Below are 23,430 nucleotides of genomic sequence, written 5' to 3'. Positions count from 1 at the left end.
TGGTCATGCAGGGATCCCTGCGCAGGACCAGGGTCCTGCGTCCGGGCTCGAAGCTGTCGGCTCCGTCGCTGTCCGAACCTTCGCGACCCACCAGCACATGACGACGACAGCCCACACGATGAAGATGATGGACGGCCAACACGTGAACGCCATGGCCGGCAACGAGAGTGGCCGAGAGTCCACCCACTTCGCCGACTACGACGAAGTGCCCGAGGGGCACTTCTACGATCCAGACGCCGAATACGAGCCGGACCCGGAGTACGCGGCCACGCTCGCGCCCGACGCGGCCCGCCAGCGCCGCGAGCGGATCGGTCCCACCGGGCGGCCGCTGCCGTACTTCCCGATCCCGGGCCCGCTGACCGACCACGGCCCCGCGAAGATCATCGCGATGTGCAACCAGAAGGGCGGCGTCGGCAAGACGACGTCGACCATCAACCTGGGTGCCGCGCTCGCGGAGTACGGACGCCGGGTCCTGCTCGTCGACTTCGACCCGCAGGGAGCCCTGTCGGTCGGCCTCGGCGTGAACCCGATGGAACTCGACCTCACCGTCTACAACCTGCTCATGGAGCGGGGCATGTCCGCGGACGAGGTCCTGCTGAAGACCGCCGTGCCCAACATGGACCTGCTGCCGAGCAACATCGACCTCTCGGCCGCGGAAGTGCAGTTGGTGAGCGAGGTCGCGCGCGAGTCCACGCTGCAGCGTGCGCTGAAGCCGCTGATGCAGGACTACGACTACATCGTGATCGACTGTCAGCCGTCGCTCGGTCTGCTGACCGTGAACGCCCTGACGGCCGCCCACAAGGTGATCGTGCCGCTGGAGTGCGAGTTCTTCGCGCTGCGCGGGGTCGCGCTGCTGACCGAGACGATCGAGAAGGTCCAGGAGCGGCTCAACCCCGACCTGGAGCTCGACGGCATCCTCGCCACGATGTACGACTCGCGCACGGTGCACAGCCGTGAGGTGCTGGCCCGCGTGGTCGAGGCCTTCGACGACCACGTCTACCACACGGTCATCGGGCGCACGGTGCGCTTCCCGGAGACCACGGTCGCCGGTGAGCCCATCACGACGTACGCGTCCAACTCCGTCGGTGCCGCCGCCTATCGCCAGCTCGCCAGGGAGGTGCTCGCCCGGTGTCACGCCGAGTGAGTCTGCCCGGGGCCGACGAGCTGTTCCGTACGACCGGCGGCACGGCGCTGCAGTCGTCGTCCCCGAGGCGGGGCGCGGCCGGCGCGAACGGCGAGGCGCGGGTGCCGGCGCCGGCGGGCGAGAGCGACCCGGCGGCGGACGCGCAGCCGGCCGCTTCCGCGCCGGCGTCCCCGGCGTCCTCGGCGTCGGAGGAACACTCGGCGGCGGAGGCGGAGGCCACCGAGCCCCGGAGCCGTACGGCCGCGGACGGCGACCAGGCCGGGTCTCCCGCCAATGCCGCCGCGAAGGGCCGTCCCGCCGCTGCTGCGGCGCCGGCCCAGCGCCGGCGGAGCCGTGCGGCCAACCGTCGGCCCAGCGGCCGTGAGCGGCACGACGAGAAGATCACGGTCTATGTCTCGGCCGAGGAACTGATGGACCTCGAGCACGCACGTCTGGTGCTCCGCGGCGAGCACGGCCTCGCCGTCGACCGCGGGCGCATCGTCCGCGAAGCGGTGGCGGTCGTGCTCGCGGACCTGGAGTCCCGGGGCGACGCGAGCATCCTGGTGCGGCGCCTGCGCGGTCGCTGACGGGGTAGCCTGCGCGCGACGTTCCTTCCGCTCCCTGGACCACGATGCCCCCGACCGACGACGCCTCCACCCCAGCGCCGCGCGCCTCTCGACGTGCGCTGGGCCGCGGCCCGGGTGCGTCCGGGTCCCCTGCCGGGGGCCGTTCCGCGGGATTCCCACCGGAGCCCCGTGAGCCGTCGGCCGAGCCGGCGGCGGCCCCGTCGGCCCCCTCGGCCCTCGCCGACCTGCCGGCCGAGGCGGCACACGGTCCGGTGGTCCCCGTGCCGGCGGACCCTGTGGAGCCTGTGGTTGCGGACCTTGTGCAGCCTGTGGCGGCGGACCTCGTGGAGCCCGCGGGTGAGGCACACGACTCCCACCCGGCGGCCGACGCGGTCCCTGGTGTGGCTGATCCTGTGGTGGAGCCCGCGGGGAGCGAGGGCGAAGACGACCCCGGATCCGCCGACGACGGGCGGTTCAAGGTACGGCTGGCGAACTTCGAAGGGCCCTTCGACCTGCTCCTCCAGCTGATCTCCAAGCACAAGCTGGACGTGACCGAGGTCGCGCTCTCCAAGGTCACCGACGAGTTCATGGCGTACATCCGGGCCATGGGACCCGACTGGGATCTCGATCAGACGACGGAGTTCCTCGTCGTCGCGGCGACTCTGCTCGACCTGAAGGCCGCCCGTCTGCTGCCCGCCGCCGAGGTGGAGGACGAGGCCGACCTCGCGTTGCTCGAAGCCCGGGACCTGCTGTTCGCGCGGCTGCTGCAGTACCGCGCGTACAAGCAGATCGCCGAGATCTTCCAGCACCGGCTGGAGGAGGAGGCCCGGCGCTACCCCCGGACCGTGGGGCTCGAGGACCACCACGCCGAACTCCTCCCCGAGGTCGTCATCAGCATCGGCGCCGAGGGCTTCGCCAAGCTCGCCGTCAAGGCCATGCAGCCCAAGCCGAAGCCCCAGGTGTACGTGGACCACATCCACGCGCCCCTCGTGAGCGTGCGCGAGCAGGCCGAGGTGGTCGTGGGCATGCTGCGCGAACGCGGCAGGGTCAGCTTCCGCGAGCTGACCGAGGGCGTCGGTGACACGCTCACCGTCGTCGCCCGCTTCCTCGCCCTGCTGGAGCTCTACCGCGAGAAGGCCGTCACCCTGGACCAGGAGGACGCCCTCGGCGAGCTCATCGTCACCTGGGCCGGTGGCGATGCGACGGCAACCGTCACCGATGAATTCGACCGAGCCCCCGAGCCCCTTGAGAAAGCAGAGGAGAAGGCATGAGCGATCTCAAGCCCGCGCTCGAAGCCGTCCTCATGGTCGTCGACGAGCCGGCCACCGAGGAGCACCTCGCCAAGGTGCTGGAGCGGCCCCGCAGGGAGGTCTCGGACGCGCTGCGCGAGCTCGCCGACGAGTACACCGTCCAGGGGCGCGGCTTCGAGCTCCGGCTGGTCGCCGGCGGCTGGCGCTACTACACCCGCCCCGAGCATGCCGAGGCCGTCGAGCGCTTCGTCCTCGACGGCCAGCAGGCCAGGCTCACCCAGGCAGCGCTGGAGACCCTCGCCGTGGTCGCCTACCGTCAGCCGGTCAGCCGGTCCCGGGTCTCCGCCGTGCGCGGCGTGAACTGCGACGGCGTCATGCGCACCCTCCTCCAGCGCGGTCTCGTCGAGGAGGCGGGCGCGGAACCCGAAACAGGTGCGATCCTGTACAGGACGACGAACTACTTTCTGGAGCGGATGGGCCTGCGCGGCCTGGACGAGCTCCCGGAGCTCGCGCCCTTCCTGCCCGAGGCGGAGGCGATCGAGGCCGAGACGCAGGAAGGCGTACCGTCGTTCGATCCGGACGCTCCGGACACAGACGCAGACGACACGACGACGACGGAACTTTGATGCGAAGCAGCGGCAGGAACAGCAGCGGACGCGGTAACTACCGGGGTGCTGGCAACGAGCGCGACGACAAGCAGAAGCGCGCGCGCAAGCCGCGTCCCGAGGAGCGCCGCTACGACGTCGGAGGATCGGCGTCCGAAGGTCCGAAGAAGGGCCGTGGCGCAGCCGCCCGCGGTGGCGCCAAGGGTGGCCCGAAGCAGTCCCCGCAGCGCGGCGGCGGCCGCACCGCCCCGGCCCGTTCCCGCGAGTACGACGCCCGCGCCGAAGAGCGCAACCGCGAGCGTTACGCGAACAAGCCGCAGATCAAGACGCCCAAGACCTTCCCGGGAGCGGAGCAGGAGGGCGAGCGGCTGCAGAAGGTCCTCGCCCGCGCCGGCATGGGTTCGCGCCGCGCCTGCGAGGAGCTGATCGACGCCGGCCGCGTCGAGGTCAACGGCAAGATCGTCATCGAGCAGGGCGTCCGCGTCGACCCGGAGCACGACGAGATCAAGGTCGACGGCCTGACCGTCGCCACCCAGTCGTACCTGTTCTTCGCGCTGAACAAGCCGGCCGGTGTGGTCTCCACCATGGAGGACCCGGACGGGCGCCAGTGTCTCGGTGACTACGTCACCAACCGCGAGACCCGGCTCTTCCACGTCGGCCGCCTCGACACCGAGACCGAGGGCATCATCCTGCTCACCAACCACGGCGAGCTGGCGCACCGTCTCACCCACCCCAAGTACGGCGTCCAGAAGACCTACCTCGCCGCCATCCAGGGTCCGCTCCCGCGCGAGGTGGGCAGGCGCCTCAAGGAAGGCATCCAGCTGGAGGACGGCTACGCCCGCGCGGACCACTTCCGGGTCGTCGAGCAGACCGGCAAGAACTACCTGGTCGAGGTCACCCTCCACGAGGGCCGCAAGCACATCGTGCGCCGCATGCTCGCCGAGGCGGGCTTCCCGGTCGACAAGCTCGTCCGGACGTCGTTCGGGCCGATCTCGCTCGGCGACCAGAAGTCCGGCTGGCTGCGCCGCCTGACCAACACCGAGGTCGGCATGCTGATGAAGGAAGTCGGTCTCTAGACATCCCTTCCCAGGAGAGCCCGCGGCCGTACGACGGCCGCGGGTTTTTTGTGCTTGTGGCCGGCCCGCCCCCGCTTTATAGTCAGAGTGACTCTAAAAGAGGGGGGGCGGCGTGAGCCTCGCGGACGTACTCGAACCACTGCAGCGGCCTCTGTTCACGCTGCTCGACACCCCGGTCAGCTGGACCGAAGTCCTCGGCTTCGGCAGCGGAGCGCTCTGCGTCTGGCTCGTCGCCCGCCAGCACCTCGCCAACTGGCCCATCGGCATCGCCAACAACGTCCTCTTCATCCTGCTGTTCACCCAGGCCGGCCTGTACGCCGACGCGGGGCTGCAGGTCGTCTTCATCACCCTCGCCGTGTACGGCTGGTGGACCTGGACCCACGGGGGTGGACCAGGCTCGGACGCCCTCCCGGTGCGCCGCACCACGCGCACCGAGTGGACGTGGCTGTTCGCGGCGGGGGTGGTGGGGACCCTCGGACTGACGATGCTCCTGGACCGCGCCACCGACTCCACCGTCCCCTTCTGGGACGCGCTGACCACCGCGCTCTCCCTGATGGCGACGTACGGACAGTGCCGCAAGCGGCTGGAGTCGTGGTGGCTCTGGATCGCCGCGGACCTCGTGTACGTACCGCTGTACGCGTACAAGCAGCTCTATCTCACCTCGCTGCTGTACATCGGGTTCATGACCCTCTGCGCGCTGGGACTGCGCAACTGGTCGCGCGACCTGTCCGTACAGGAACGACAGTTGGCGGAGGCGACGGTATGAAGCGGTACCGGCACGGTCTCGTCCTCGGCAAGTTCTATCCGCCGCACGCCGGCCACCACCATCTCGTACGGACCGCACGCGACCGCTGCGAGCGGCTGACCGTCCTCGTCTGCGCCGCGTCCGTGGAGTCCATCCCGCTCGACGAGCGCATGGCGTGGATGAGCGAGGTGCACCCGGACGTCCGCGTCGTGGGCGCCATCGACGACATCCCCGTCGATCTGACCGACCCGGCCGTCTGGGACGCGCACATGGCCGTGTTCCGCGCGGCCGTCCCCCGGCGCGTGGACGCCGTCTTCACCTCCGAGGCGTACGGCGACGAGCTCGCCCGGAGGTTTCGCGCCGACTCCGTGTGCGTCGACCCGGGCCGCACGGTCTTCCCGGTCTCCGGTACGGCCGTACGCAAGGACCCCGTCGGCTGCTGGGACTTCCTGGAACCGCCCGTACGCGCGGCCCTCGCCCGCCGCGTCGTCGTCCTCGGCGCCGAGTCGACCGGCACCACCACCCTGGCCACGGCGCTCGCCGGGCACTACCGCGCACGCGGCGGGGTGTGGGCGCGCACCGGCTGCGTCGCCGAGTACGGCAGGGAGTTCAGCGAGCGGAAACTCGCCGGACTGCGCGCCGAACGGCCCGGAGCGACCTGGTCCGACGTCCGCTTCACCTCCGGTGAGTTCCCGCTCATCGCCCGGCGGCAGACCGAACGGGAGAACGCCGCGGCCCGCACCGGCTCACCCGTGCTCATCTGCGACACCGACGCCTTCGCGACCACCATCTGGCACGAGCGGTACATGGGCGGGCCGAGCGACGAGGTCGCCGAGATCGCGGCGCGCGGCCGCGGCGACCTGTGGCTGCTCACCGACCATCGGGGGGTGCCGTTCGAGGACGACGGGCTGCGCGACGGTGAGCAGCTGCGGCCCTGGATGACCGCCCGGTTCGCCGACCGGCTCGCCGGCACCGGACGGAAGTTCGTCACGGTGACCGGCCCGCACGAAGAACGGCTGGCCACCGCCGTGGCCGCGGTCGACGCACTGCTCGCCGAAGGGTGGCACCTCGCCGATCCCCTCCCGGAGCGACGATGAGCGCCCCGCGGGTGCCCGAGGGGTACGACCCGTACGCCTTCGAGCCGTTCGCCGTCACCGTCGACCTCGCCGTGTTCACCGTCCGCGAGGGACGGCTCCACGTCCTCCTCGTCGAACGCGGACAGGAGCCGTACAAGGGAGCCTGGGCGCTGCCCGGCGGGTTCATCCTGCCCCGGGAGTCCGCGGGCCAGGCCGCCCGCCGCGAACTCGCCGAGGAGACCGGCCTGTCGGCGAGCACCGCCGCCGCGCTCCACCTCGAACAGCTGCGCACCTACAGCGACCCCGACCGCGACCCCCGAATGCGGGTCGTGTCCGTCGCGTACACGGCACTCGTACCCGACCTGCCCGAGCCGCACGGCGGCGGTGACGCAGCGCACGCCCAGTGGATGCCCTACGGCAGCCACGGCCGTCCCCCCGCCTCCGGCCGGAGGGACACCCATCCCGCTCCGCTCGCCTTCGACCACGACCGCATCCTCGCCGACGCCCACGACCGCATCGGCGCCAAGCTCGAGTACACGTGTCTCGCCACCGCCTTCTGCCCGGCCGAGTTCACCCTCGGCGAGCTGCGGCAGGTGTACGAGACCGTCTGGGGCGTCGAGCTCGACCGCCCCAACTTCCGGCGCAAAGTCCTCACCACACCGGGCTTCGTCGAGGCCGTGGCGGGGGGAGCGCGCCTGACCGGCGGCCGCGGGAAACCGGCCGCGCTCTACCGGGCGGGGCCGGCGAACGCCCTGCACCCTCCACTTCTGCGACCGGAAGGACGGCACACGACATGACCGCGACGAGGACCGCCACCAAGCAGGCCGCCACCGGCACCCTGACCGGACTGGCGCTGGGTGACGCGCTCGGCTTCCCCACCGAGTTCAACGATGTGCCGTCGATCCTCGCCAAGTGCGGGCCGTGGCGGGAGATGCCGCTGCCGCAGCCGGCGATCGTCACCGACGACACCCAGATGACCCTGGCCCTCGCGCGCGGCATCCGCACCGCGATGGACCGGGGACTGCTCGCCCCGCTGCGGCTGACCCGGCCGGTGCGGGAGGAGTTCGTGAACTGGTACCACTCCCCGGAGAACAACCGGGCCCCCGGCAACACCTGCCTGGTCGCCTGCCACAAGCTCGACAGCGACATGCCCTGGCAGGAGGCCAGCCAGATGGGCTCCAAGGGCTGTGGCGCCAATATGCGCGTCGCGCCGGTCGGACTCGTACCCGGGCTGAGCGAGGGGCAGCGCGCCGGCGCGGCCCAGCTCCAGGCCGCGCTCACCCACGGCCACCCCACGGCGCTGGCCGCGTCCGACCTCACGGCCCGTGCGGTGTTCCTGCTCGCCCAGGGCACGGAGCCGCTCGGTCTCGTCGGCCGGCTGCGCTCGTACGCGTACGAGAACCGCTCCCGCTACCACCACGGCTGGCTCGGCGACCTGTGGACGTACGCGCACGACGCGACGCCCGAGGCGTACATCGAGCGCGGCTGGGACGAGTGCCTGCACGCCCTGGAGCGGCTCACGTCCGCGCTGCGGGAGCCCAACCCGGAGAACGACCCGTGCCTCACGACGGGCGACGGCTGGATCGCCGAGGAGGCACTCGCCACGGCCCTGCACTGCTTCCTGCTCTTTCCCGAACAGCCGCTGCTGGCCCTGAGGCGCGCGGCCTGCACCAGGGGCGACTCCGACTCGATCGCCTGCCTGACGGGAGCGTTCGCGGGGGCGCACCTGGGGGCGCGCGCCTGGCCCAAGGAGTGGGCGGAGCGGATCGAGTACCGGAGCGAGCTCCTGACGCTGGGTGCGCTCTGGGATGCCTGACCCCTGGCCGGGACGCTGCGACCTGGCTGGGATGCTTGATCCATGCTTGATGCACTGAGTGCCGACCTCACCCCTGTCGTCGCCGAGCAGCCCGACCCCCTCCTCTTTGCCACGGTCTCGGGCGCGCACCTGTACGGCTTTCCCTCCCGGGACTCGGACGTGGACCTGCGGGGTGTCCATGTCCTTCCCGTGGAGCGGCTCGTCGGCCTGCGCGAGGCGGAGGAGACCCGGTCCCGGATGTGGGACCGGGACGGCACCGAGATGGACCTCGTCACTCACGACCTGCGGAAGTTCGTACGGCTGATGCTGCGGCGCAACGGCTATGTGCTGGAGCAGCTGCTGTCGCCGCTCGTGGTCCACACGACGGAGGCGCACGCGGAGCTCGTCGCGTTCGCGCCGTCCGTGCTGACCAGCCATCACGCCCACCACTACCGCGGGTTCGCGAACACGCAGTGGCGGCTCTTCGAGAAGACCGGGGAACTGAAGCCGCTCCTCTATGCGTTCCGGGCGCTCCTCACCGGTGTCCACCTGATGCGGGCGCACGAGGTGCAGGCCCATCTGCCCACGCTGGTAGGGGAGGTGGCCGCACCGGCGTATCTGCCGGACCTGATCGAGGCCAAGACCGCCGCCGAGCACGGCCCGGCGCGGGGAATCGCGGCGGACGCCATACGTGCGGACTTCGAGGAGCTGCACACGGCGCTCGACGAGGCCCAGGCGGTCACGCGGCTGCCGGGGGAGCCGAGCGCCTACGACGCCCTGGACGACTTCGTCGTACGGGTACGCCTGGCGCCCGACCGGGCCGCTCTCATCCGGCCGATGCCCGTCGTGCCCGGATGAGGAACTCCTCGACGCGGGCCCGGTCCGGCGCCTCCGGCAGCGGAGTGCCCGCGGCCGCCGCGTCGGCCTCCTCGCCGAGGCGGGTCATCCAGGAATCGACCTCCCGCCAGGAGACTTCGCCGCGCTTGACGGCGAGGAGGCGCTCGCGGTCCTCGCCGACCTCGATCACCAGCCGCCCCGTACGGAGCAGATCGCGGCAGCTCGCCAGCAGCCGGAGCAGATGCATCGCGTGCTTCCAGCGCGGCGCGCCGTGCTGCCGTACGTCCGCGTCGAGCTTCCTGCGCTGTCCCACGGCGTACCGTACGAAGGTCACATGCGCCTGCCGCGACAGGAACGCGTCGCGCAGCGCGAGCAGTTCGCGGCCGGTGTCGTCGATGTGCTCGACGAGCGGGGAGTGCAGGCACTCCAGGACGTTCGGATTGGCGCGCATCGCCAGCTCGCAGAAGCGCTCCAGCTCCCAGGAGAACTGCTCGGCGGCGGGGCCCTCGACATGTGTCGGGGGCTTCTCGAAGCGCCAGTACAGCGGCGTCGGCGCGAGGAAGACGCCACGCCGGTCGGTGTCACTCCCGTCCGTCGCGAGACCGAAGGCCCGGGATCCCATCACACAGGAGTAGATGGTGTGGTCGCGGACGAGCGCCTCGGGAGTCGGAGTCATGCGCGACAGGTTACGTGAGCCGGATCTCCTCCCCGGAGACGGTGATCTGCTTCGCCGCCAGCGGCCGTGTCGCGGGCCCGTGCGCTACCGAGCCGTCCTGGATACGGAACTTGCTGCCGTGACAGGGGCAGTCGATGGTGCCGTTCTCGACCTTGTTGACCGTGCAGCCCTGGTGGGTGCAGATCGCCGTGAAGGCCTTGAAGTCGCCCTGGGCGGGCTGGGTCACCACGACCTTCTGGTCCGTGAAGACCTTCCCGCCGCCTTCCGGCACTTCGGAGGTGGTGCCCAGCGCCTCGCCCGCGGGCGGCTGCGCGCCGGGGCTCTGCCTCTGAGCAGGGGGCGGGGGCTGCGTCGGCGAGGCGGGCGCCGGGGCCGATGTCTGACCGCCGCCGCTCTCGTCGCCGTACTTGCTGCAGCCTGTTGCCACCAGCACGGCGGCACCGGTCACCAGAACCGTACGGCGGGTGGTGCCTTCATTTCTCGCCCGGTCACTCACGCGGTCACTCGTGTGGTCACTCATGTCGTCACCCCGAACGTGCTGAAGAACCAGAGCGCCGAGGTCGCCCAGGCCAGCATGAGCGCGGCGAAGACCAGCCCGCCGACGACCGGCAGCAGCCACCCCGGCAGTCGCTCCATGCGCAACAGCAACATCTTTGCGCTGAACGCCCCGAAGAAGAAGCAGCCGAGGAACGAGTGCCACATCGCCCGCGAGCTGTACGTCTGATAGCCCAGCGCGTACAGGCAGTGCACGGCGACCGGCACGGCCAGCAGGAACGCCACCCGGCCCGACCAGCGGTGCAGTGTGGGCGTCCACGACGCGGCTTGTACGCCCGGCAGCTGCCCGTACATGGTGAGCGCGCTGACAACCTGCACGAACCCGAGCGCGAGCGCCGCCGTGGCCAGCCACGCCTTCACCGCGCTCGGGCTGCTGAAACCGGCCAGATTGAATGCGGTGCCGGCCGGCTCGTGCAGCTTCCCGTAAGCACCCAGGCCGACCGCGACGACCGCGGCGACCAGAGCCGGGACGAGGAAGCGCGCTGCTCCCGGGCCGGCCCGACCGGGCGGGGCCCCCGGCGGCGGTGGTGGTGGCGGCGGCGGGTAGTCGCGGCTCTGCGCATTCGGGTCCACGCTCATGACGCACCTCGGGGAGGCTCAGGGTTCGACGGGGCGGGCGGTCAGCTGGGTCCCGTCCACGGTGACGGCACCGGTGGCCGGGTCGATCGGGGGAGCGGCGGCGGGCTTGCCGTCGCGAGTGACGATGCCGACCTGGCGGCCGTCCGGGAGGACGATCCAGCCGCCCTTGATCTTGGTGCCGCCGGCCTGGGCGCTGGCCCGGTACAGCCCGGACGGCTTGCCCACCTTGGGGGCGGTGAACTGCCAGCTGCGGTCGCCGATCTCCACCGATCCGGTGGCCTTGGCCCCGTTCACGGTGCCGTCCAGCTCCGCGCCGGTGTCGCTGGTCAGCCGCATACTGCCGTCGCTCCCGACATCACCGCGCATCCAGGCCTCCTGGGTGCGGCCGTCGCAGAAGTACGCGACGGCCTTGGTGCCGCGGAGCGTGATGGCGACGGACGCGGTGTCGTCGGCCGTACGGCCCGCGTACTTGGCCTGCGTCTGCGCAGTCGGGGTCGGGGACGGCGGCGGGGTCCGCGTCGGGGACGGCGGCGGGGGCGGAGACGCGGGCTTGCTGGGGCCGGGGCTCCGGCTTGCGGCCGGACGCTCGTACGACGAGGGCGCGGGCTCCCCGGTCGTCGCGTTGAGCGACAGCATGAACAGGCCGAGCAACAGCCCGGCGGCCAGCGTGAACAGCGGTCCTGAGCGCTTCATGGACGCCTCTCGCAGGGGCGGGCAGGGGAATTCCCATGCAACCGGACGTGACGCCCCGTGTCCAACGGATGCACAGCCGGTGATAGCCCGAGTGGCGGCAGGGTCGGGTGTGGGCGACATTGGCCGTAATCCTCCCCGGAGAAGGCCGTCGACGAGATCGCCCGGGCCCTGCCGCAGGCCATCGACAAGTCGACAAGCTGACGCCGAACGCGCCGATGCCTTCCGGCTTCCTGGAGGACGTCATCGGGCAGCAGGTGATCCGGCCCGCGGTCCGGCACCGTCCTCCGAGACGAGGGGCGGCCGCACCTCGTCTCGGAGGACGGTCGGCGCGCAGGCGGGTACGGGCAGCTGACTAGGCTGACCGGAGCACTCGCGGAGTTAAGGAGCACGACGTGGCGGTACGAGCCGTCCGGGGAGCCGTCCAGCTGGAACGGGACGAGGCCGGGCACATGGACGAGCAGGTCAGTGAGCTGCTCACCGCCATCCTGGAGCGGAACGGGCTCACCGCGGACGATCTGATCAGCGTCTGGTTCACCGCCACGCCGGACCTGCACAGCGACTTCCCTGCCGCGGCGGCACGAGGGCTGGGGATCGTCGACGTGCCGCTGATCTGTGCCCAGGAGCTGGACATCACCGGGGCCATGCCGCGCGTCGTGCGGATCCTCGCGCACATCGAGTCCGACCTGCCCAAGTCCGAGATCGCGCACGTGTACCTCGGTGCCGCGGCCGCCCTCCGCAAGGACATCGCCCAGTGAGAACCGCCCTTGTCATCGGTACCGGACTGATCGGTACGTCCGCCGCGCTCGCGCTCGCCGCGCGCGGCGTCACGGTCCACCTCACGGACCACGACCCGGCGCGGGCGAGGACCGCGGCCGCGCTCGGCGCCGGTACGGACGAGGCGCCCGAAGGGCCTGTCGACCTCGCCGTCGTCGCCGTGCCGCCCGCGCATGTGCCCGCCACCATCGCCGAGGCGATGCACGCGGGCGCCGCCCGTGGCTACCTCGACGTGGCCAGCGTCAAGGGCGGGCCGCGGCGCGAGCTGGAGGCGCTCGGCGTGGACATGACCGCGTACATCGGTACCCACCCGATGTCCGGCAAGGAGCGCTCGGGGCCGCTGGCGGCGACCGCGGATCTCTTCGAGGGCCGGCCGTGGGTGCTCACGCCCACCCGGGACACCGACACCGAGGTGCTGAACCTGGCGCTGGAGCTGGTCGCGCTCTGCCGCGCGGTGCCGGTCGTGATGGACGCCGACGCCCACGATCGGGCGGTCGCGCTGGTCTCGCACACGCCGCAGCTGATCTCGTCGATGGTCGCCGCGCGACTGGCGGACGCGGACGAGACGGCGGTACGGCTGTGCGGGCAGGGCATCCGGGACGTCACCCGCATCGCGGCCTCGGACCCCCGGATGTGGATCGAGATCCTGTCCGCCAATCCGGGCCCGGTCGCCGACGTCCTGGCGGGCGTCGCGGCCGACCTCGACGAGACGGTGCGCTCCCTGCGGGCCCTGCAGTCCTCCGACGAGGACAAGCGCCGCGACGGCGCGGGCGGCGTCGAGGACGTCCTGCGCCGCGGCAACGCCGGCCGTGAACGCGTCCCCGGCAAGCACGGCGCCGCCCCGACGACGTACGAGACCGTCGCCGTCCTCATCAGCGACCAGCCCGGCGAGCTCGCCCGCATCTTCGCGGACGCCGGCCGCGCGGGCGTCAATATCGAGGACGTCCGCATCGAGCACGCCACGGGCCAGCAGGCGGGCCTGGTCCAGCTCATGGTGGAGCCGGCCGCGGCGCCGGTGCTGTCGGCGGCGCTGCGGGAGCGGGGCTGGTCGCTGCGCCAGTAGCGCCCCTGAGGGGCTTGGCCCCCGGGCCCCTGTGTGCCCTCCGGGCGGGCTGCCGGGCTTGACGGTGCCGTCCGGTCGGCCGCTTTGTCCGTCCTCAGGCGCCGGGCGGGCTTGATGGGCGTGCCCGGTACCGGGCGGGTGCCGTGTGTCCGTACCCAAGCGCCGGACGGGCTCCAGATGGAGCCCCGCCGGGGGGCTTGGGGCAGGGCCCGGGGATGGAGCCCCGGGCCGGGGCCTGGGGGGCGAAGCCCCCAGTTCGCCGAAGGGACGGGTGGGGCTGTATCAATGTGCGGCTCGGCCGCGTGGGCCCCGCGCAGCGGCCTCGGTCCGGGGCGTAGCCCCGGTGCCGGACGGGGCACCGCTGCACGGGTGCATGGGCAGGGTTCCGCACTCGGTAACCTTGTGCGGGGCACCTTGGCATTCCGGCCTGCCCGCAAACGCGTATGAGGAAGGTCTCCGACACCGTGGAATCCGTGATCGTCGCCATCGACGGCCCCTCCGGCACGGGCAAGTCGAGCACCTCCAAGGCGGTCGCCGCAGAGCTGGGCCTGAGCTACTTGGACACCGGCGCTCAGTACCGGGCGATCACCTGGTGGATGATCAGCAACGGCGTCGACGTCGGCGACCCGGTCGCGATCGCGAGCGCCTCCGGGAAGCCGGTGATCGAGTCCGGTACGGACCCGGTCGCTCCGACGATCACCGTCGACGGTCTGGATGCGTCCGGCCCGATCCGCACCCAGCAGGTCACCTCCAAGGTCAGCGCGGTCAGCGCGGTCCCCGAGGTGCGGGCCCGGATCACCGAACTGCAGCGGTCCATCGCCGCGGCCGCCGAGAAGGGCATCGTCGTCGAGGGCCGGGACATCGGCACCACCGTCCTCCCCGACGCCGACCTGAAGATCTTCCTGACCGCCTCCCCGGAGGCCCGCGCCGCCCGCCGCAGCGGTGAGCTCAAGGGGAAGGAGGCGACCGACCTCGCCACCACCCGTGACGCGCTGATCAAGCGGGACGCCGCCGACTCCAGCCGCAAGACCTCCCCCCTCGCCAAGGCGGACGACGCCGTCGAGGTCGACACCACCGACCTCACCCTCTCGCAGGTCATCGAGTGCGTCGTGACCCTTGTTGAGGAGAAGCGGGCCGCGAAGTGACCCTCCCGTCCGCCCAGGGCGCCGCCGTCGGCCGGGTGATCGGCATCGGCCTCATGCACACGCTGTGGAGGCCGAGGGTCCTCGGCTCCTGGCGGGTCCCTGCCACCGGCCCGGTGATCTTCGCCGTCAACCACGCGCACAACATCGACGGTCCGATGCTCATGGGGACCTCGCCCAGGCCGGTGCACTTCCTGATCAAGCAGGAGGCGTTCGCCGGACCTCTCGACCCGTTCCTGACCGGGATCGGCCAGGTGAAGGTGGACCGTACGAGCGCCGACCGCACCGCCATCACCAACGCCCTCGGCGTGCTCGAGAACGGCGGCGTCCTCGGCATCTTCCCCGAGGGCACCCGAGGCGAAGGCGACTTCACCTCGATCCGCGGCGGGCTCGCCTACTTCGCCGTCCGCTCCGGTGCGCCGATCGTTCCCGTGGCCGTCCTGGGAAGCAGCGAGCGCGGCGGACGGTTGATACGGGCGCTGCCTCCGCTGCGCAGCCGCGTCGACATCGTCTTCGGCGACGCCTTCGCGGCGGGCGACGGCACCGGCCGCCGCACCCGCAAGACGCTCGACGAAGCGACCGCACGCATCCAGGAGCGGCTCACCGCCCACCTGGAAAACGCCAAGCGCCTCACCGGGCGCTGAGCGAGACTTCAGTAGTGAGCCCGGGACCTCCTGTCCCGTGTTCACCGATCACCACGAATGAACGAGGAACGGACTTCATGAACGACCAGCACGACCACGGGGCACTCGGCGACACCGAGTACGCGGAGTTCATGGAGCTCGCCGCGGAGGAGGGCTTCGACCTCGAGGACGTCGAGGGCGCGATCGAGGAGGCCGGTCACGGCCCGTTGCCCGTCCTCGCCGTCGTCGGCCGTCCGAATGTCGGCAAGTCGACCCTGGTGAACCGCATCATCGGCCGCCGCGAGGCCGTCGTCGAGGACAAGCCCGGCGTCACCCGCGACCGCGTCACGTACGAGGCGGAGTGGGCCGGCCGCCGCTTCAAGGTCGTCGACACCGGCGGCTGGGAGCAGGACGTCCTCGGCATCGACGCCTCCGTCGCCGCCCAGGCCGAGTTCGCCATCGAGGCCGCCGACGCCGTCGTCTTCGTCGTGGACGCCACCGTCGGCGCCACCGACACCGACGAAGCCGTCGTCAAGCTCCTGCGCCGCGCAGGCAAGCCGGTGGTGCTCGCCGCCAACAAGGTCGACGGCCCGTCCGGCGAGGCCGACGCGTCGATGCTGTGGTCGCTCGGTCTCGGCGAGCCGTTCCCGGTCTCCGCGCTGCATGGCCGCGGCACCGGCGACCTGCTCGACGAGGTCCTCAAGGCGCTCCCCGACGCCCCTGCCCAGACCTTCGGCACCGCCGTCGGCGGCCCGCGCCGTATCGCCCTCATCGGCCGTCCGAACGTCGGCAAGTCGTCCCTGCTCAACAAGGTCGCAGGCGAGGAGCGGGTCGTCGTCAACGAGATGGCCGGCACCACCCGCGACCCGGTCGACGAGCTCATCGAACTCGGCGGCACGACCTGGAAGTTCGTGGACACCGCCGGTATCCGCAAGAAGGTCCACCTCCAGGAGGGGGCCGACTACTACGCCTCGCTGCGCACCGCGGCCGCCGTCGAGAAGGCCGAGGTCGCCGTCGTACTGATCGACACCAGCGAGTCCATCTCCGTCCAGGACCAGCGCATCATCACGATGGCCGTCGAGGCAGGCCGTGCCCTCGTGATCGCGTACAACAAGTGGGACACCCTCGACGAGGAGCGCCGCTACTACCTGGAGCGCGAGATCGAGACCGAGATGCAGCAGGTCTCCTGGGCGCCCCGGGTGAATGTCTCGGCCTCGACCGGACGGCACATGGACAAGCTGGTCCCGGCGATCGAGACGGCGCTGGAGGGATGGGAGACCCGCGTCCCGACCGGCCGCCTCAACGCCTTCCTCGGCGAGCTGGTCGCCGCCCACCCGCACCCGATCCGCGGCGGCAAGCAGCCGCGCATCCTGTTCGGTACGCAGGCGGGCACCAAGCCGCCGCGTTTCGTGCTCTTCGCCTCCGGCTTCCTGGAGCACGGCTACCGCCGCTTCGTGGAGCGCCGGCTGCGCGAGGAGTTCGGCTTCGAGGGCACCCCGATCCACATCTCGGTGCGGGTGCGCGAGAAGCGCGGCCGGAAGAAGTAGTCCGCACGGCCATGGAGTCCGCACAGCCACGGAGTCCGCACGGCCATGGGGTCCACATGGCCATGCGGAACTCATGACCACGTGGCGCAGATGACCACGTGGCACACACGACGAAGTGGCCGGGGCGGCAGCCGCCCCGGCCACTTCGTCGTCTCACAGCCCTCTACGGGGCGCCGGTGGCAGCGCCGCGGGGGTGTGGTGCTGTCTGCCGCCCGTCTGCCGGACGGGGGCGGGCTGCCACCCGAATCCCGACTGGCCCCCGAACCCGCCGTGACCGGTCGGCCCGTGCTGACCGGTGCCGAACGCCGAGAACCCGAGGTTCTCCTCGCCGCTCCGGTCCCCCGGCAGCGTCCGGAACGCCCTGAGGTACTCGGAGTACAGCGCGTCGTAGATCGGAGTGGCCGATGGGCCCGCCGCTACGTCGTACGCGGGGCGCATGGAGGGGACATGGCCCTGGCGCGGCCGACGGGCGGGGTCGTTTGTGTGCACGTATGAGCCAACGACCCGCACGCCGGTCGGATGCGGCCCCGTCCGGGAAATCGCTGATCGGCGGGGGTACGCCGGGCACGCCGGCGCACGGCGTCCGTCAGGTGCCCGCCAGCGGCATGGTGGCGGCCACCAGCCGGCCGTTGGCCGCGGCCTTGTCGAGGGCGTCGCGCAGCAGGTCCTCGCGCGGCTGCTGGCCGATGGAGCCGACCGGGGCGGCGAAGACCAGTACCCTGTGCGACTTGTTGGCGGCCGTGCGCCAGCCATCGGTCACCTGCAGCGGCTGGTGGGCCTGCCACCAGGCGACCTGGCCGCCGCCGCCCGTACCCGGCTGGAGCACGGCGTGCAGCTGGCCCATGGCGAGCAGCACGGACCAGCCGGGCAGGGACGGGGGCACCTGGTTCACCACGGAGACCGGCAGGAAGCCCTGCTCGATCAGCAGCGGCAGGAAGTCGTCGCCGCCACCGTACGAGCCGGGCCGGGCGATCGGGGCGGTCGGCTCGACGACGAGCGCCGGGTGCAGCTCGTCCTCGATCAGAACGAGACCGCTCGTGACACCGAGCACCGCCTGCTCCGGCGCCGCGCCCAGCGAGCCCGGGTCGACCTGGGCGGGTGGCTGCGGGGCGGCGGCGGGGGATTCGCCGGTGATCGAGCGGACGGCGCCCTTGAGCTGCTCCTCGGCGACCTGGACGACTTGGGAGGGAATGCAGCTGGCGTGGGCGAAGGCGAGGACGGCGGTCTCCTCGCCGACGAACAGCACCGTGCTGGTGCGTTCCTGCTCGGAATCGCCCGGGGTGCGACAGGAAGTGCAGTCGTAGCTGCCCGGGGCGTTCTCGCCGGCGAGCAGCCGGTCGGCTTCTTCGTCGCCGATCTCGGCGCGTACGTCCTCGCTGACGTCGAGCATGCGCGGCACGGGTGGCTCCTCGGACTCGGTGCGTGGTGGGTTGCCGGGCGGCACCCGGCTCGTAAAGAGCACAACGGGTGAGTCAGGGCAAGGGTCACGCGCGAAGCCGGTTGCGGGAGACAGATCGTCACAGTGATACATCGACAAATCGTTCGGGGCTCGGCGAGTTCACCGCGTCGACAGGACGGAAGAGGCCGGATCCAGCAGAGTGGTGACATGACGGAGAAGTGATTCACGGTGCCCCGACGCGCCTGACGGCCTTGGGCGCCCAGTACAGTCCCATTGCGATGACCATGAAGCTCAGGGGGATGCGGCAGCGCATGCATATCTCGTTCCTGCTCCACAACGCCTACGGAATCGGCGGGACGATCCGCACGACGTTCAACCTCGCCCGGACACTGGCCGAGCGACACGACGTCGAGATCGTCTCGGTCTTCCGGCACCGTGAGGAGCCGACGCTCGGCGCCCCCGTCGGCGTACGCATGCGTCATCTGCTCGATCTGCGCAGCGGTAGCCCCACCTACGACGGCACGCATCCGGACTACACCCGTCCGGCGAAGGTGTTCCCGCGCGGCGACGGCCGCTGGAAGCAGTACAGCCGCCTCACCGACGCCCGCATCGCCGCACATCTGAAGTCCCTGGACGCCGACGTCGTCGTCGGCACCCGCCCCGGGCTGAATGTCCACATCGCCCGCCAGGCCCGGCGCGGCCCGGTCCGCATCGGCCAGGAGCACCTCACCCTGGACAGCCACGGCTACCGGCTGCGCCGCGAGATCGGCCACCGGTACGCGCTGCTCGACGCGGTCACCACGGTCACCGAGGCCGACGCACTGTCCTACCGCACGCGGCTGAAGCTGCCCGGCGTACGGATCGAGTCCGTGCCGAACAGCGTGCCGGCCCCCACGGTCGAGCCCGCCGACTCCACCAGCAAGTGGGTGATCGCCGCCGGCCGGCTCACCAAGGTGAAGCAGTACGACCTGCTGGTCAAGGCCTTCTCGAAGGTGGTCGCCGCCCGCCCCGACTGGCGGCTGCGGATCTACGGCAGCGGTGACGCGACGGGCAACGAGAAGAACGCGCTGCGGGCTCTGATCGAACAGCGCGGGCTGCACAACCACGTCTTCCTGATGGGGCCGGCCAATCCGCTGGAGCCGGAGTGGGTCAAGGGCTCGCTCGCCGCGGTGACCTCGACCATGGAGTCCTTCGGGATGACGATCGTCGAGGCGATGCGCTGCGGCGTGCCGGTCGTGTCCACCGACTGCTCGCACGGGCCGCGCGAGATCATCGAGGACGGCGTCGACGGACGGCTCGTCCCCGTCGGTGACGAGGGCGCGGTCGCCGACGCACTCCTCGACCTGATCAACGACGACGAACTGCGTCGGCGCACCGGCGAGGCGGCCCGCGAGGCGTCCGCCCGCTTCGATCCTGCGCGCATCGCGGAGCGCCACGAGGCGCTCTTCACCGAGCTGGTCGCCCGAGGCGCCAACGGCCGCTCCCGTGGCGCCCTGCGGGACACCCTGTACCGCTCGCGCGGGGCGGTGCTCGACGGGGCGTACGCCCTGCGCTACAAGGCCGCCGATGTGATCCGGAAGGGGAAGACGGCATGACCACGTCCACCGAGCGGCGGACACCGCGTGCCGACTGCATTGCCGACTCCGCAGGTGGTGTCACGTTCGACATAGCGGAAGTCGCGGCTCCGGACGCGGCGTTCGTTCTGCGCCGGCGCGGCGGCACCGCCGCCGAGGACACCGTACGGCTCCCGCTCACCCCGACCGGCGGGGGTCACTCCCGGGCCGTGCTGCCCAGCACGGTCGAGCTGGCCGAGGGCCACTGGGACGCGTTCACCGACGACGACGTGGCCATCGAGCCGGGCATCCGCGATCTGCGGGCACTCGTCGACCGGGTCCCGGCAGCCGGCCGCGTCGTCGTGCGGGTGCCCTACCCGACGGCGGACGGACGGCTCGTGGTGCGCTCCTGGGTGCGTGAGCCGCACGCCGAAGCCGGCGGCATCGGCTCCGAACCGGGCGCCTGCACGGTCGAGGGCGTGCTCTACGGCGCCGAACTCGGCGCGGGAGCGGTGGCCGAGGCGCGCCTCGGTGAAACGGTCCACGAGGTGCCGGTGACCGGCGAGGGCGGCAGCTTCGGATTCACCCTGCCGTACGGGACGTTCGCCGAGCCGCTCGTCCCGAAGGAGCAGCTGTGGACGCTGTGGCTGCGGCCGGCCAAGGGCGCCGAGCCGGTACGGATCTCCCGCATCCTGGACGACGTATGGGACCGGAGGGCCGTCTTCGTGTACCCGGCCCACGAGGCGGAGGGCTACCGGGCGGCGCCCTGCTACAACGCGGACAACGACCTGTGCGTACGGCTGTCCCCGAAGTGACCGGGCGTGAGTGGCCGGGGTACAGGTGATCCCGGTGAGATCGACCAAGGTCGCCTGGGACCCGCCCGGCCCGGCGATGGCCGGGAAAGTCCGCCGCCCGGGCCAGCTTGAGGACAGTGACTGTCCTCAAGCGCTGGCAGACTCACCCTCATGCTGGAAACCTCGGCAAGACTGCTGCGCCTGCTCTCTCTGCTGCAGGCCCACCGCGAATGGTCCGGCGCCGATCTCGCGGAGCGGCTCGGCGTCACCCCGCGCACCGTGCGGCGGGACGTCGACCGGCTGCGTGAGCTCGGCTATCCCGTCAATGCCAGCCCCGGTACCGGCGGCGGCTATCAGCTCGGCGCGGGGGCCGAGCTGCCGCCGCTGCTCCTCGACGACGAGGAAGCCGTCGCCGTCGCGGTCGGCCTGCGCACCGCCGCCGGCAACGGCGTCGAGGGCATCGGCGAGACCTCCGTACGCGCCCTGGCGAAGCTGGAGCAGGTGCTGCCGAACCGGCTTCGCCGCCGGGTCGGCGCCCTCAACGCCTTCACCGTGCCGATGCTGCGCACCCCGCAGGGGCAGGTCGACCCGTCCGTCCTGACCGAACTGGCCAACGCGTGCCGGGACAGCGAGCGGCTGCGCTTCGAATACCGCGACCACAACGGCTCGGCGAGCCGCCGCACCGTGGAGCCGCACCGCCTCGTCTGCACGGAGCGCCGCTGGTATCTCGTCGCCTGGGACGTGGACCGCTCCGACTGGCGTACGTTCCGGGTCGACCGGGTCACCCCGAAGCCGCCGCACGGCCCGCGCTTCGCACCGCGCACCCCGCCCGCCGAGGATCTCGCCGCCTATGTCTCGAAGGGCGTTTCGACGGCGGCGTACGCCACCAAGGCGGTGATCAGGCTGTGCGTTCCGGTCGAGCGCGCGGCCGAGGCCGTGTCACCGTCGGCGGGCGTCCTGGAGGCCGAGGGCCCGGAGAGCTGTCTGCTGCACACGGGCGCCACGAGTCTGGATGTGATGGTCGTTCATGTGGTGCTCATGGGCTTCGAGTTCGAGGTCGTCGAGCCGGCGGAGCTGACCGGGCACATCAGGACGGTCCGCGACCGGTTGTCCCGGGCTCTGGGGGAGTGACACGCCGCACCGGGAGCCGGCCGGGGACCTCCGCGAACCCGGGGTGGTGCAGGTCGAAGGCCGGCGCCTCGGAGCGGACGCGCGGGATGGTGGTGAAGTTGTGGCGGGGCGGTGGGCAGGAGGTCGCCCACTCCAGCGACCGGCCGTACCCCCACGGGTCGTCGACCGTGACCTTCTCGCCGTACTTCTGGGTCTTCCAGACGTTGTAGAGGAACGGCAGCGTGGAGATGCCGAGCAGGAAGGCGCCGATCGTCGAGACCGTGTTGAGAGCGGTGAACCCGTCGGCCGCCAGATAGTCGGCGTACCGCCGCGGCATGCCTTCCGCGCCCAGCCAGTGCTGCACCAGGAAGGTGGTCTGGAAGCCGATGAAGAGCGACCAGAAGTGGATCTTCCCGAGCCGCTCGTCGAGCATCCTGCCGGTGAACTTGGGCCACCAGAAGTAGAAACCGGCGAACATCGCGAAGACGACCGTGCCGAACACCGTGTAGTGGAAGTGCCCCACGATGAAGTAGCTGTCGGTTACCTGGAAGTCCATCGGCGGCGAAGCGATGATGACGCCGGTCAGACCGCCGAACAGGAAGCTCACCAGGAAGCCGACGGACCACAGCATCGGGGTCTCGAACGACAGGGAGCCGCCCAGCATCGTGCCGCTCCAGTTGAAGAACTTCACCCCCGTCGGGACGGCGATCAGGAAGGACAGCATGGAGAAGAAGGGCAGCAGCACCGCACCGGTGACGAACATGTGGTGTGCCCACACCACGACCGAGAGCCCGGTGATGGCCATCGTGGCGCCGACCAGCGTCACGTAGCCGAAGATCGGCTTGCGTGAGAAGACCGGGATGATCTCCGTGATGATGCCGAAGAACGGCAGCGCGATGATGTAGACCTCGGGATGCCCGAAGAACCAGAACAGGTGCTGCCACAGCAGCGCCCCGCCGTTCGGGGCCTGGAAGACCACCGAGCCGAACTGGCGGTCGGACTCCAGCACCAGCAGCGCCGCCGCCAGTACGGGGAACGCCATCAGCACCAGGATCGTGGTGAACAGGATGTTCCACGTGAAGATCGGCATCCGGAACATCGTCATGCCCGGCGCCCGCATGCCGATGATCGTCGCCAGGAAGTTCACGGACGTGAGGATCGTGCCGAAGCCGGAGAGCGCAAGCCCCATGATCCACAGATCGATGCCGAGGCCCGGGGACCGGTCCAGGCTGTTGAGCGGCGCGTACGCGGTCCAGCCGAAGGCGGCGGGGCCGGTCGGCACGAGCAGCGAGCCGAGCACCATCAGCCCGCCGAACAGGAACAGCCAGTACGAGAACATGTTGAGCCGTGGGAAGGCCACATCGGGCGCGCCGATCTGCAGCGGCACGATCTCGTTGGCGAAACCGGCGAAGGTGGGCGTCGCGAAGAGCAGCAGCATGATCGCGCCGTGCAGCGTGAAGGCCTGGTTGTACGACTGGTTCGTCAGCAGCTGGAGCCCGGGCCGTGCCAGCTCCGCGCGCATCAGCATCGCCAGCAGCCCGGCGATCAGGAAGAAGACGAACGAAGTGACCAGGTAGAGATGCCCGATCCTCTTGTGGTCGGTGGTCGTGAGCCAGCCGATGACGACCCGGCCCCGCCCGCGCAGTGATGCCGGTGAGGCAGCGGCCTCCGCGGTGTCCGTCCCCATCGTTGCCCCTTCGCGGTCCGCGGCTCGGGGCCTCGTCCGGCACTGGTTCGGTCTCGGGCTGGAGCCACGATGCTAGCCACGCGATACCACCCGACAGGGTGGGGACACGGATCGGGACAGAGTGGGATACGCGGACGGGTGAGCGACCGTTTCGCCCAGAAA

Annotated in this window: 25 protein-coding genes; 18 read left to right on the top strand and 7 right to left on the bottom strand. The window is 71.3% G+C overall.

Annotated elements, in window-relative coordinates; all coding sequences use genetic code 11:
- The first annotated feature begins 13 nt into the window (after nucleotides 1–13).
- The 10 genes from ACZ6ZQ_RS31870 to ACZ6ZQ_RS31825 all read left to right on the top strand — a co-directional run bounded on the left by ACZ6ZQ_RS31870 (nucleotide 14) and on the right by ACZ6ZQ_RS31825 (nucleotide 9,094).
- Nucleotides 14–1,144: a ParA family protein gene (locus ACZ6ZQ_RS31870; protein ID WP_469772008.1), complete on the top strand. Its 1,131-nt coding sequence runs from the start codon at nucleotides 14–16 to the stop codon at nucleotides 1,142–1,144.
- Complete coding sequence (locus ACZ6ZQ_RS31865) at nucleotides 1,141–1,710, top strand: hypothetical protein (protein ID WP_469772007.1); 570 nt, start codon at nucleotides 1,141–1,143, stop codon at nucleotides 1,708–1,710. The genes ACZ6ZQ_RS31870 and ACZ6ZQ_RS31865 overlap by 4 nt, the downstream gene beginning before the upstream one ends.
- A gap of 44 nt (nucleotides 1,711–1,754) precedes the next feature.
- Nucleotides 1,755–2,960: a segregation and condensation protein A gene (locus ACZ6ZQ_RS31860; protein ID WP_469771987.1), complete on the top strand. Its 1,206-nt coding sequence runs from the start codon at nucleotides 1,755–1,757 to the stop codon at nucleotides 2,958–2,960.
- The gene (gene scpB / locus ACZ6ZQ_RS31855) at nucleotides 2,957–3,565 is read left to right on the top strand and encodes an SMC-Scp complex subunit ScpB (protein WP_469771986.1); all 609 of its coding nucleotides are present in this window, start codon (nucleotides 2,957–2,959) and stop codon (nucleotides 3,563–3,565) included. Before ACZ6ZQ_RS31860 ends, scpB begins: the two co-directional genes overlap by 4 nt.
- Nucleotides 3,565–4,620, top strand: coding sequence for a pseudouridine synthase (locus ACZ6ZQ_RS31850; RefSeq protein WP_469771985.1), 1,056 nt, complete (start codon nucleotides 3,565–3,567; stop codon nucleotides 4,618–4,620). The genes scpB and ACZ6ZQ_RS31850 overlap by 1 nt, the downstream gene beginning before the upstream one ends.
- 112 nt (nucleotides 4,621–4,732) lie before the next feature.
- A complete protein-coding gene (gene pnuC / locus ACZ6ZQ_RS31845; RefSeq protein ID WP_469771984.1) occupies nucleotides 4,733–5,386 on the top strand; it encodes a nicotinamide riboside transporter PnuC in 654 nt (217 codons plus the stop codon).
- On the top strand, nucleotides 5,383–6,462 hold the full coding sequence (locus ACZ6ZQ_RS31840) for an AAA family ATPase (RefSeq protein WP_469771983.1): 1,080 nt from the start codon (nucleotides 5,383–5,385) through the stop codon (nucleotides 6,460–6,462). Before pnuC ends, ACZ6ZQ_RS31840 begins: the two co-directional genes overlap by 4 nt.
- Nucleotides 6,459–7,238: an NUDIX hydrolase gene (locus ACZ6ZQ_RS31835; protein WP_469771982.1), complete on the top strand. Its 780-nt coding sequence runs from the start codon at nucleotides 6,459–6,461 to the stop codon at nucleotides 7,236–7,238. The genes ACZ6ZQ_RS31840 and ACZ6ZQ_RS31835 overlap by 4 nt, the downstream gene beginning before the upstream one ends.
- On the top strand, nucleotides 7,235–8,257 hold the full coding sequence (locus ACZ6ZQ_RS31830) for an ADP-ribosylglycohydrolase family protein (RefSeq protein ID WP_469771981.1): 1,023 nt from the start codon (nucleotides 7,235–7,237) through the stop codon (nucleotides 8,255–8,257). Before ACZ6ZQ_RS31835 ends, ACZ6ZQ_RS31830 begins: the two co-directional genes overlap by 4 nt.
- Nucleotides 8,258–8,299: 42 nt before the next feature.
- Nucleotides 8,300–9,094 (top strand): nucleotidyltransferase domain-containing protein, encoded by a 795-nt coding sequence (locus tag ACZ6ZQ_RS31825; RefSeq protein ID WP_469771980.1) that lies wholly within the window; start codon nucleotides 8,300–8,302, stop codon nucleotides 9,092–9,094.
- On the opposite strand, the gene ACZ6ZQ_RS31820 is transcribed toward ACZ6ZQ_RS31825, so the two are convergent.
- Genes ACZ6ZQ_RS31820 through ACZ6ZQ_RS31805 form a run of 4 tightly spaced genes read right to left on the bottom strand, consistent with a single transcriptional unit; the run spans nucleotide 9,063 to nucleotide 11,576 of the window.
- Nucleotides 9,063–9,749 carry a nucleotidyltransferase domain-containing protein gene (locus ACZ6ZQ_RS31820; RefSeq protein ID WP_469771979.1) on the bottom strand — a complete coding sequence of 229 codons (687 nt, stop codon included), beginning with the start codon at nucleotides 9,747–9,749 and terminating at the stop codon, nucleotides 9,063–9,065. The two genes, ACZ6ZQ_RS31825 and ACZ6ZQ_RS31820, sit on opposite strands and share 32 nt — an antisense overlap.
- Nucleotides 9,750–9,759: 10 nt before the next feature.
- Entirely contained in the window at nucleotides 9,760–10,269 is a 510-nt protein-coding gene (locus ACZ6ZQ_RS31815; protein WP_469771978.1) for a Rieske (2Fe-2S) protein, read from the bottom strand.
- A complete protein-coding gene (locus tag ACZ6ZQ_RS31810) occupies nucleotides 10,266–10,883 on the bottom strand; it encodes a DUF6529 family protein (RefSeq protein ID WP_469771977.1) in 618 nt (205 codons plus the stop codon). The genes ACZ6ZQ_RS31815 and ACZ6ZQ_RS31810 overlap by 4 nt, the downstream gene beginning before the upstream one ends.
- Nucleotides 10,884–10,901: 18 nt before the next feature.
- Entirely contained in the window at nucleotides 10,902–11,576 is a 675-nt protein-coding gene (locus tag ACZ6ZQ_RS31805) for a hypothetical protein (RefSeq protein ID WP_469771976.1), read from the bottom strand.
- A 392-nt stretch (nucleotides 11,577–11,968) separates the two neighbouring features.
- Here ACZ6ZQ_RS31805 and aroH point away from each other — a divergent pair, with 392 nt between their 5' ends.
- The 5 genes from aroH (at nucleotide 11,969) to der (ending at nucleotide 16,725) form a co-directional block, all read left to right on the top strand.
- Nucleotides 11,969–12,331: a chorismate mutase gene (aroH, locus tag ACZ6ZQ_RS31800; RefSeq protein WP_469771975.1), complete on the top strand. Its 363-nt coding sequence runs from the start codon at nucleotides 11,969–11,971 to the stop codon at nucleotides 12,329–12,331.
- Nucleotides 12,328–13,413 carry a prephenate dehydrogenase gene (locus tag ACZ6ZQ_RS31795; protein WP_469771974.1) on the top strand — a complete coding sequence of 362 codons (1,086 nt, stop codon included), beginning with the start codon at nucleotides 12,328–12,330 and terminating at the stop codon, nucleotides 13,411–13,413. The genes aroH and ACZ6ZQ_RS31795 overlap by 4 nt, the downstream gene beginning before the upstream one ends.
- A gap of 464 nt (nucleotides 13,414–13,877) precedes the next feature.
- Nucleotides 13,878–14,558, top strand: a complete 681-nt coding sequence (cmk, locus tag ACZ6ZQ_RS31790; RefSeq protein WP_469771973.1) for a (d)CMP kinase — start codon at nucleotides 13,878–13,880, stop codon at nucleotides 14,556–14,558.
- Nucleotides 14,559–14,611: 53 nt separating this feature from the next.
- Entirely contained in the window at nucleotides 14,612–15,199 is a 588-nt protein-coding gene (locus ACZ6ZQ_RS31785; RefSeq protein WP_469772006.1) for a lysophospholipid acyltransferase family protein, read from the top strand.
- Between the two features lie 77 nt (nucleotides 15,200–15,276).
- Nucleotides 15,277–16,725: a ribosome biogenesis GTPase Der gene (gene der, locus ACZ6ZQ_RS31780; RefSeq protein ID WP_469771972.1), complete on the top strand. Its 1,449-nt coding sequence runs from the start codon at nucleotides 15,277–15,279 to the stop codon at nucleotides 16,723–16,725.
- Nucleotides 16,726–16,878: 153 nt separating this feature from the next.
- Here the strand turns inward: der and ACZ6ZQ_RS31775 are convergent, their stop codons facing one another.
- Nucleotides 16,879–17,163: a hypothetical protein gene (locus ACZ6ZQ_RS31775; RefSeq protein ID WP_469771971.1), complete on the bottom strand. Its 285-nt coding sequence runs from the start codon at nucleotides 17,161–17,163 to the stop codon at nucleotides 16,879–16,881.
- A gap of 148 nt (nucleotides 17,164–17,311) precedes the next feature.
- On the bottom strand, nucleotides 17,312–18,124 hold the full coding sequence (locus tag ACZ6ZQ_RS31770; RefSeq protein WP_469771970.1) for a hypothetical protein: 813 nt from the start codon (nucleotides 18,122–18,124) through the stop codon (nucleotides 17,312–17,314).
- A 311-nt stretch (nucleotides 18,125–18,435) separates the two neighbouring features.
- On the opposite strand from ACZ6ZQ_RS31770, the gene ACZ6ZQ_RS31765 reads away from it, so the two are divergent.
- The 3 genes from ACZ6ZQ_RS31765 to ACZ6ZQ_RS31755 all read left to right on the top strand — a co-directional run bounded on the left by ACZ6ZQ_RS31765 (nucleotide 18,436) and on the right by ACZ6ZQ_RS31755 (nucleotide 21,602).
- The gene (locus ACZ6ZQ_RS31765) at nucleotides 18,436–19,719 is read left to right on the top strand and encodes a glycosyltransferase family 4 protein (protein ID WP_469772005.1); all 1,284 of its coding nucleotides are present in this window, start codon (nucleotides 18,436–18,438) and stop codon (nucleotides 19,717–19,719) included.
- Nucleotides 19,716–20,492, top strand: coding sequence for a hypothetical protein (locus ACZ6ZQ_RS31760; RefSeq protein WP_469771969.1), 777 nt, complete (start codon nucleotides 19,716–19,718; stop codon nucleotides 20,490–20,492). Before ACZ6ZQ_RS31765 ends, ACZ6ZQ_RS31760 begins: the two co-directional genes overlap by 4 nt.
- A 150-nt stretch (nucleotides 20,493–20,642) precedes the next feature.
- A complete protein-coding gene (locus ACZ6ZQ_RS31755) occupies nucleotides 20,643–21,602 on the top strand; it encodes a helix-turn-helix transcriptional regulator (protein WP_469771968.1) in 960 nt (319 codons plus the stop codon).
- Here ACZ6ZQ_RS31755 and ctaD read toward each other — a convergent pair.
- Nucleotides 21,559–23,268 (bottom strand): aa3-type cytochrome oxidase subunit I, encoded by a 1,710-nt coding sequence (ctaD, locus tag ACZ6ZQ_RS31750; RefSeq protein WP_469771967.1) that lies wholly within the window; start codon nucleotides 23,266–23,268, stop codon nucleotides 21,559–21,561. The genes ACZ6ZQ_RS31755 and ctaD overlap by 44 nt on opposite strands.
- Nucleotides 23,269–23,430: the final 162 nt, after the last annotated feature.

It is taken from the genome of Streptomyces sp. NPDC053673 (assembly GCF_055585225.1).
The sequence above is the reverse complement of the archived record's forward strand: the minus strand, read 5'-3'. Positions and strand labels throughout refer to the sequence as shown.

What these genes read in the sequence shown, in the direction of transcription:
- ACZ6ZQ_RS31830 (WP_469771981.1), top strand. Translation starts at nt 7,235, where the DNA reads ATGACCGCGACGAGGACCGCCACCAAGCAGGCCGCCACCGGCACCCTG.
- ACZ6ZQ_RS31860 (WP_469771987.1), top strand. Translation starts at nt 1,755, where the DNA reads ATGCCCCCGACCGACGACGCCTCCACCCCAGCGCCGCGCGCCTCTCGA.
- ACZ6ZQ_RS31840 (WP_469771983.1), top strand. Translation starts at nt 5,383, where the DNA reads ATGAAGCGGTACCGGCACGGTCTCGTCCTCGGCAAGTTCTATCCGCCG.
- ACZ6ZQ_RS31785 (WP_469772006.1), top strand. Translation starts at nt 14,612, where the DNA reads ATGCACACGCTGTGGAGGCCGAGGGTCCTCGGCTCCTGGCGGGTCCCT.
- ACZ6ZQ_RS31835 (WP_469771982.1), top strand. Translation starts at nt 6,459, where the DNA reads ATGAGCGCCCCGCGGGTGCCCGAGGGGTACGACCCGTACGCCTTCGAG.
- ACZ6ZQ_RS31765 (WP_469772005.1), top strand. Translation starts at nt 18,436, where the DNA reads ATGCATATCTCGTTCCTGCTCCACAACGCCTACGGAATCGGCGGGACG.
- der (WP_469771972.1), top strand. Translation starts at nt 15,277, where the DNA reads ATGAACGACCAGCACGACCACGGGGCACTCGGCGACACCGAGTACGCG.
- ACZ6ZQ_RS31760 (WP_469771969.1), top strand. Translation starts at nt 19,716, where the DNA reads ATGACCACGTCCACCGAGCGGCGGACACCGCGTGCCGACTGCATTGCC.
- ACZ6ZQ_RS31850 (WP_469771985.1), top strand. Translation starts at nt 3,565, where the DNA reads ATGCGAAGCAGCGGCAGGAACAGCAGCGGACGCGGTAACTACCGGGGT.
- ACZ6ZQ_RS31775 (WP_469771971.1), bottom strand. Translation starts at nt 17,163, where the DNA reads ATGCGCCCCGCGTACGACGTAGCGGCGGGCCCATCGGCCACTCCGATC.
- ACZ6ZQ_RS31825 (WP_469771980.1), top strand. Translation starts at nt 8,300, where the DNA reads ATGCTTGATGCACTGAGTGCCGACCTCACCCCTGTCGTCGCCGAGCAG.
- ACZ6ZQ_RS31810 (WP_469771977.1), bottom strand. Translation starts at nt 10,883, where the DNA reads ATGAGCGTGGACCCGAATGCGCAGAGCCGCGACTACCCGCCGCCGCCA.
- ctaD (WP_469771967.1), bottom strand. Translation starts at nt 23,268, where the DNA reads ATGGGGACGGACACCGCGGAGGCCGCTGCCTCACCGGCATCACTGCGC.
- scpB (WP_469771986.1), top strand. Translation starts at nt 2,957, where the DNA reads ATGAGCGATCTCAAGCCCGCGCTCGAAGCCGTCCTCATGGTCGTCGAC.
- ACZ6ZQ_RS31805 (WP_469771976.1), bottom strand. Translation starts at nt 11,576, where the DNA reads ATGAAGCGCTCAGGACCGCTGTTCACGCTGGCCGCCGGGCTGTTGCTC.
- ACZ6ZQ_RS31815 (WP_469771978.1), bottom strand. Translation starts at nt 10,269, where the DNA reads ATGAGTGACCACACGAGTGACCGCGTGAGTGACCGGGCGAGAAATGAA.
- ACZ6ZQ_RS31755 (WP_469771968.1), top strand. Translation starts at nt 20,643, where the DNA reads ATGCTGGAAACCTCGGCAAGACTGCTGCGCCTGCTCTCTCTGCTGCAG.
- ACZ6ZQ_RS31820 (WP_469771979.1), bottom strand. Translation starts at nt 9,749, where the DNA reads ATGACTCCGACTCCCGAGGCGCTCGTCCGCGACCACACCATCTACTCC.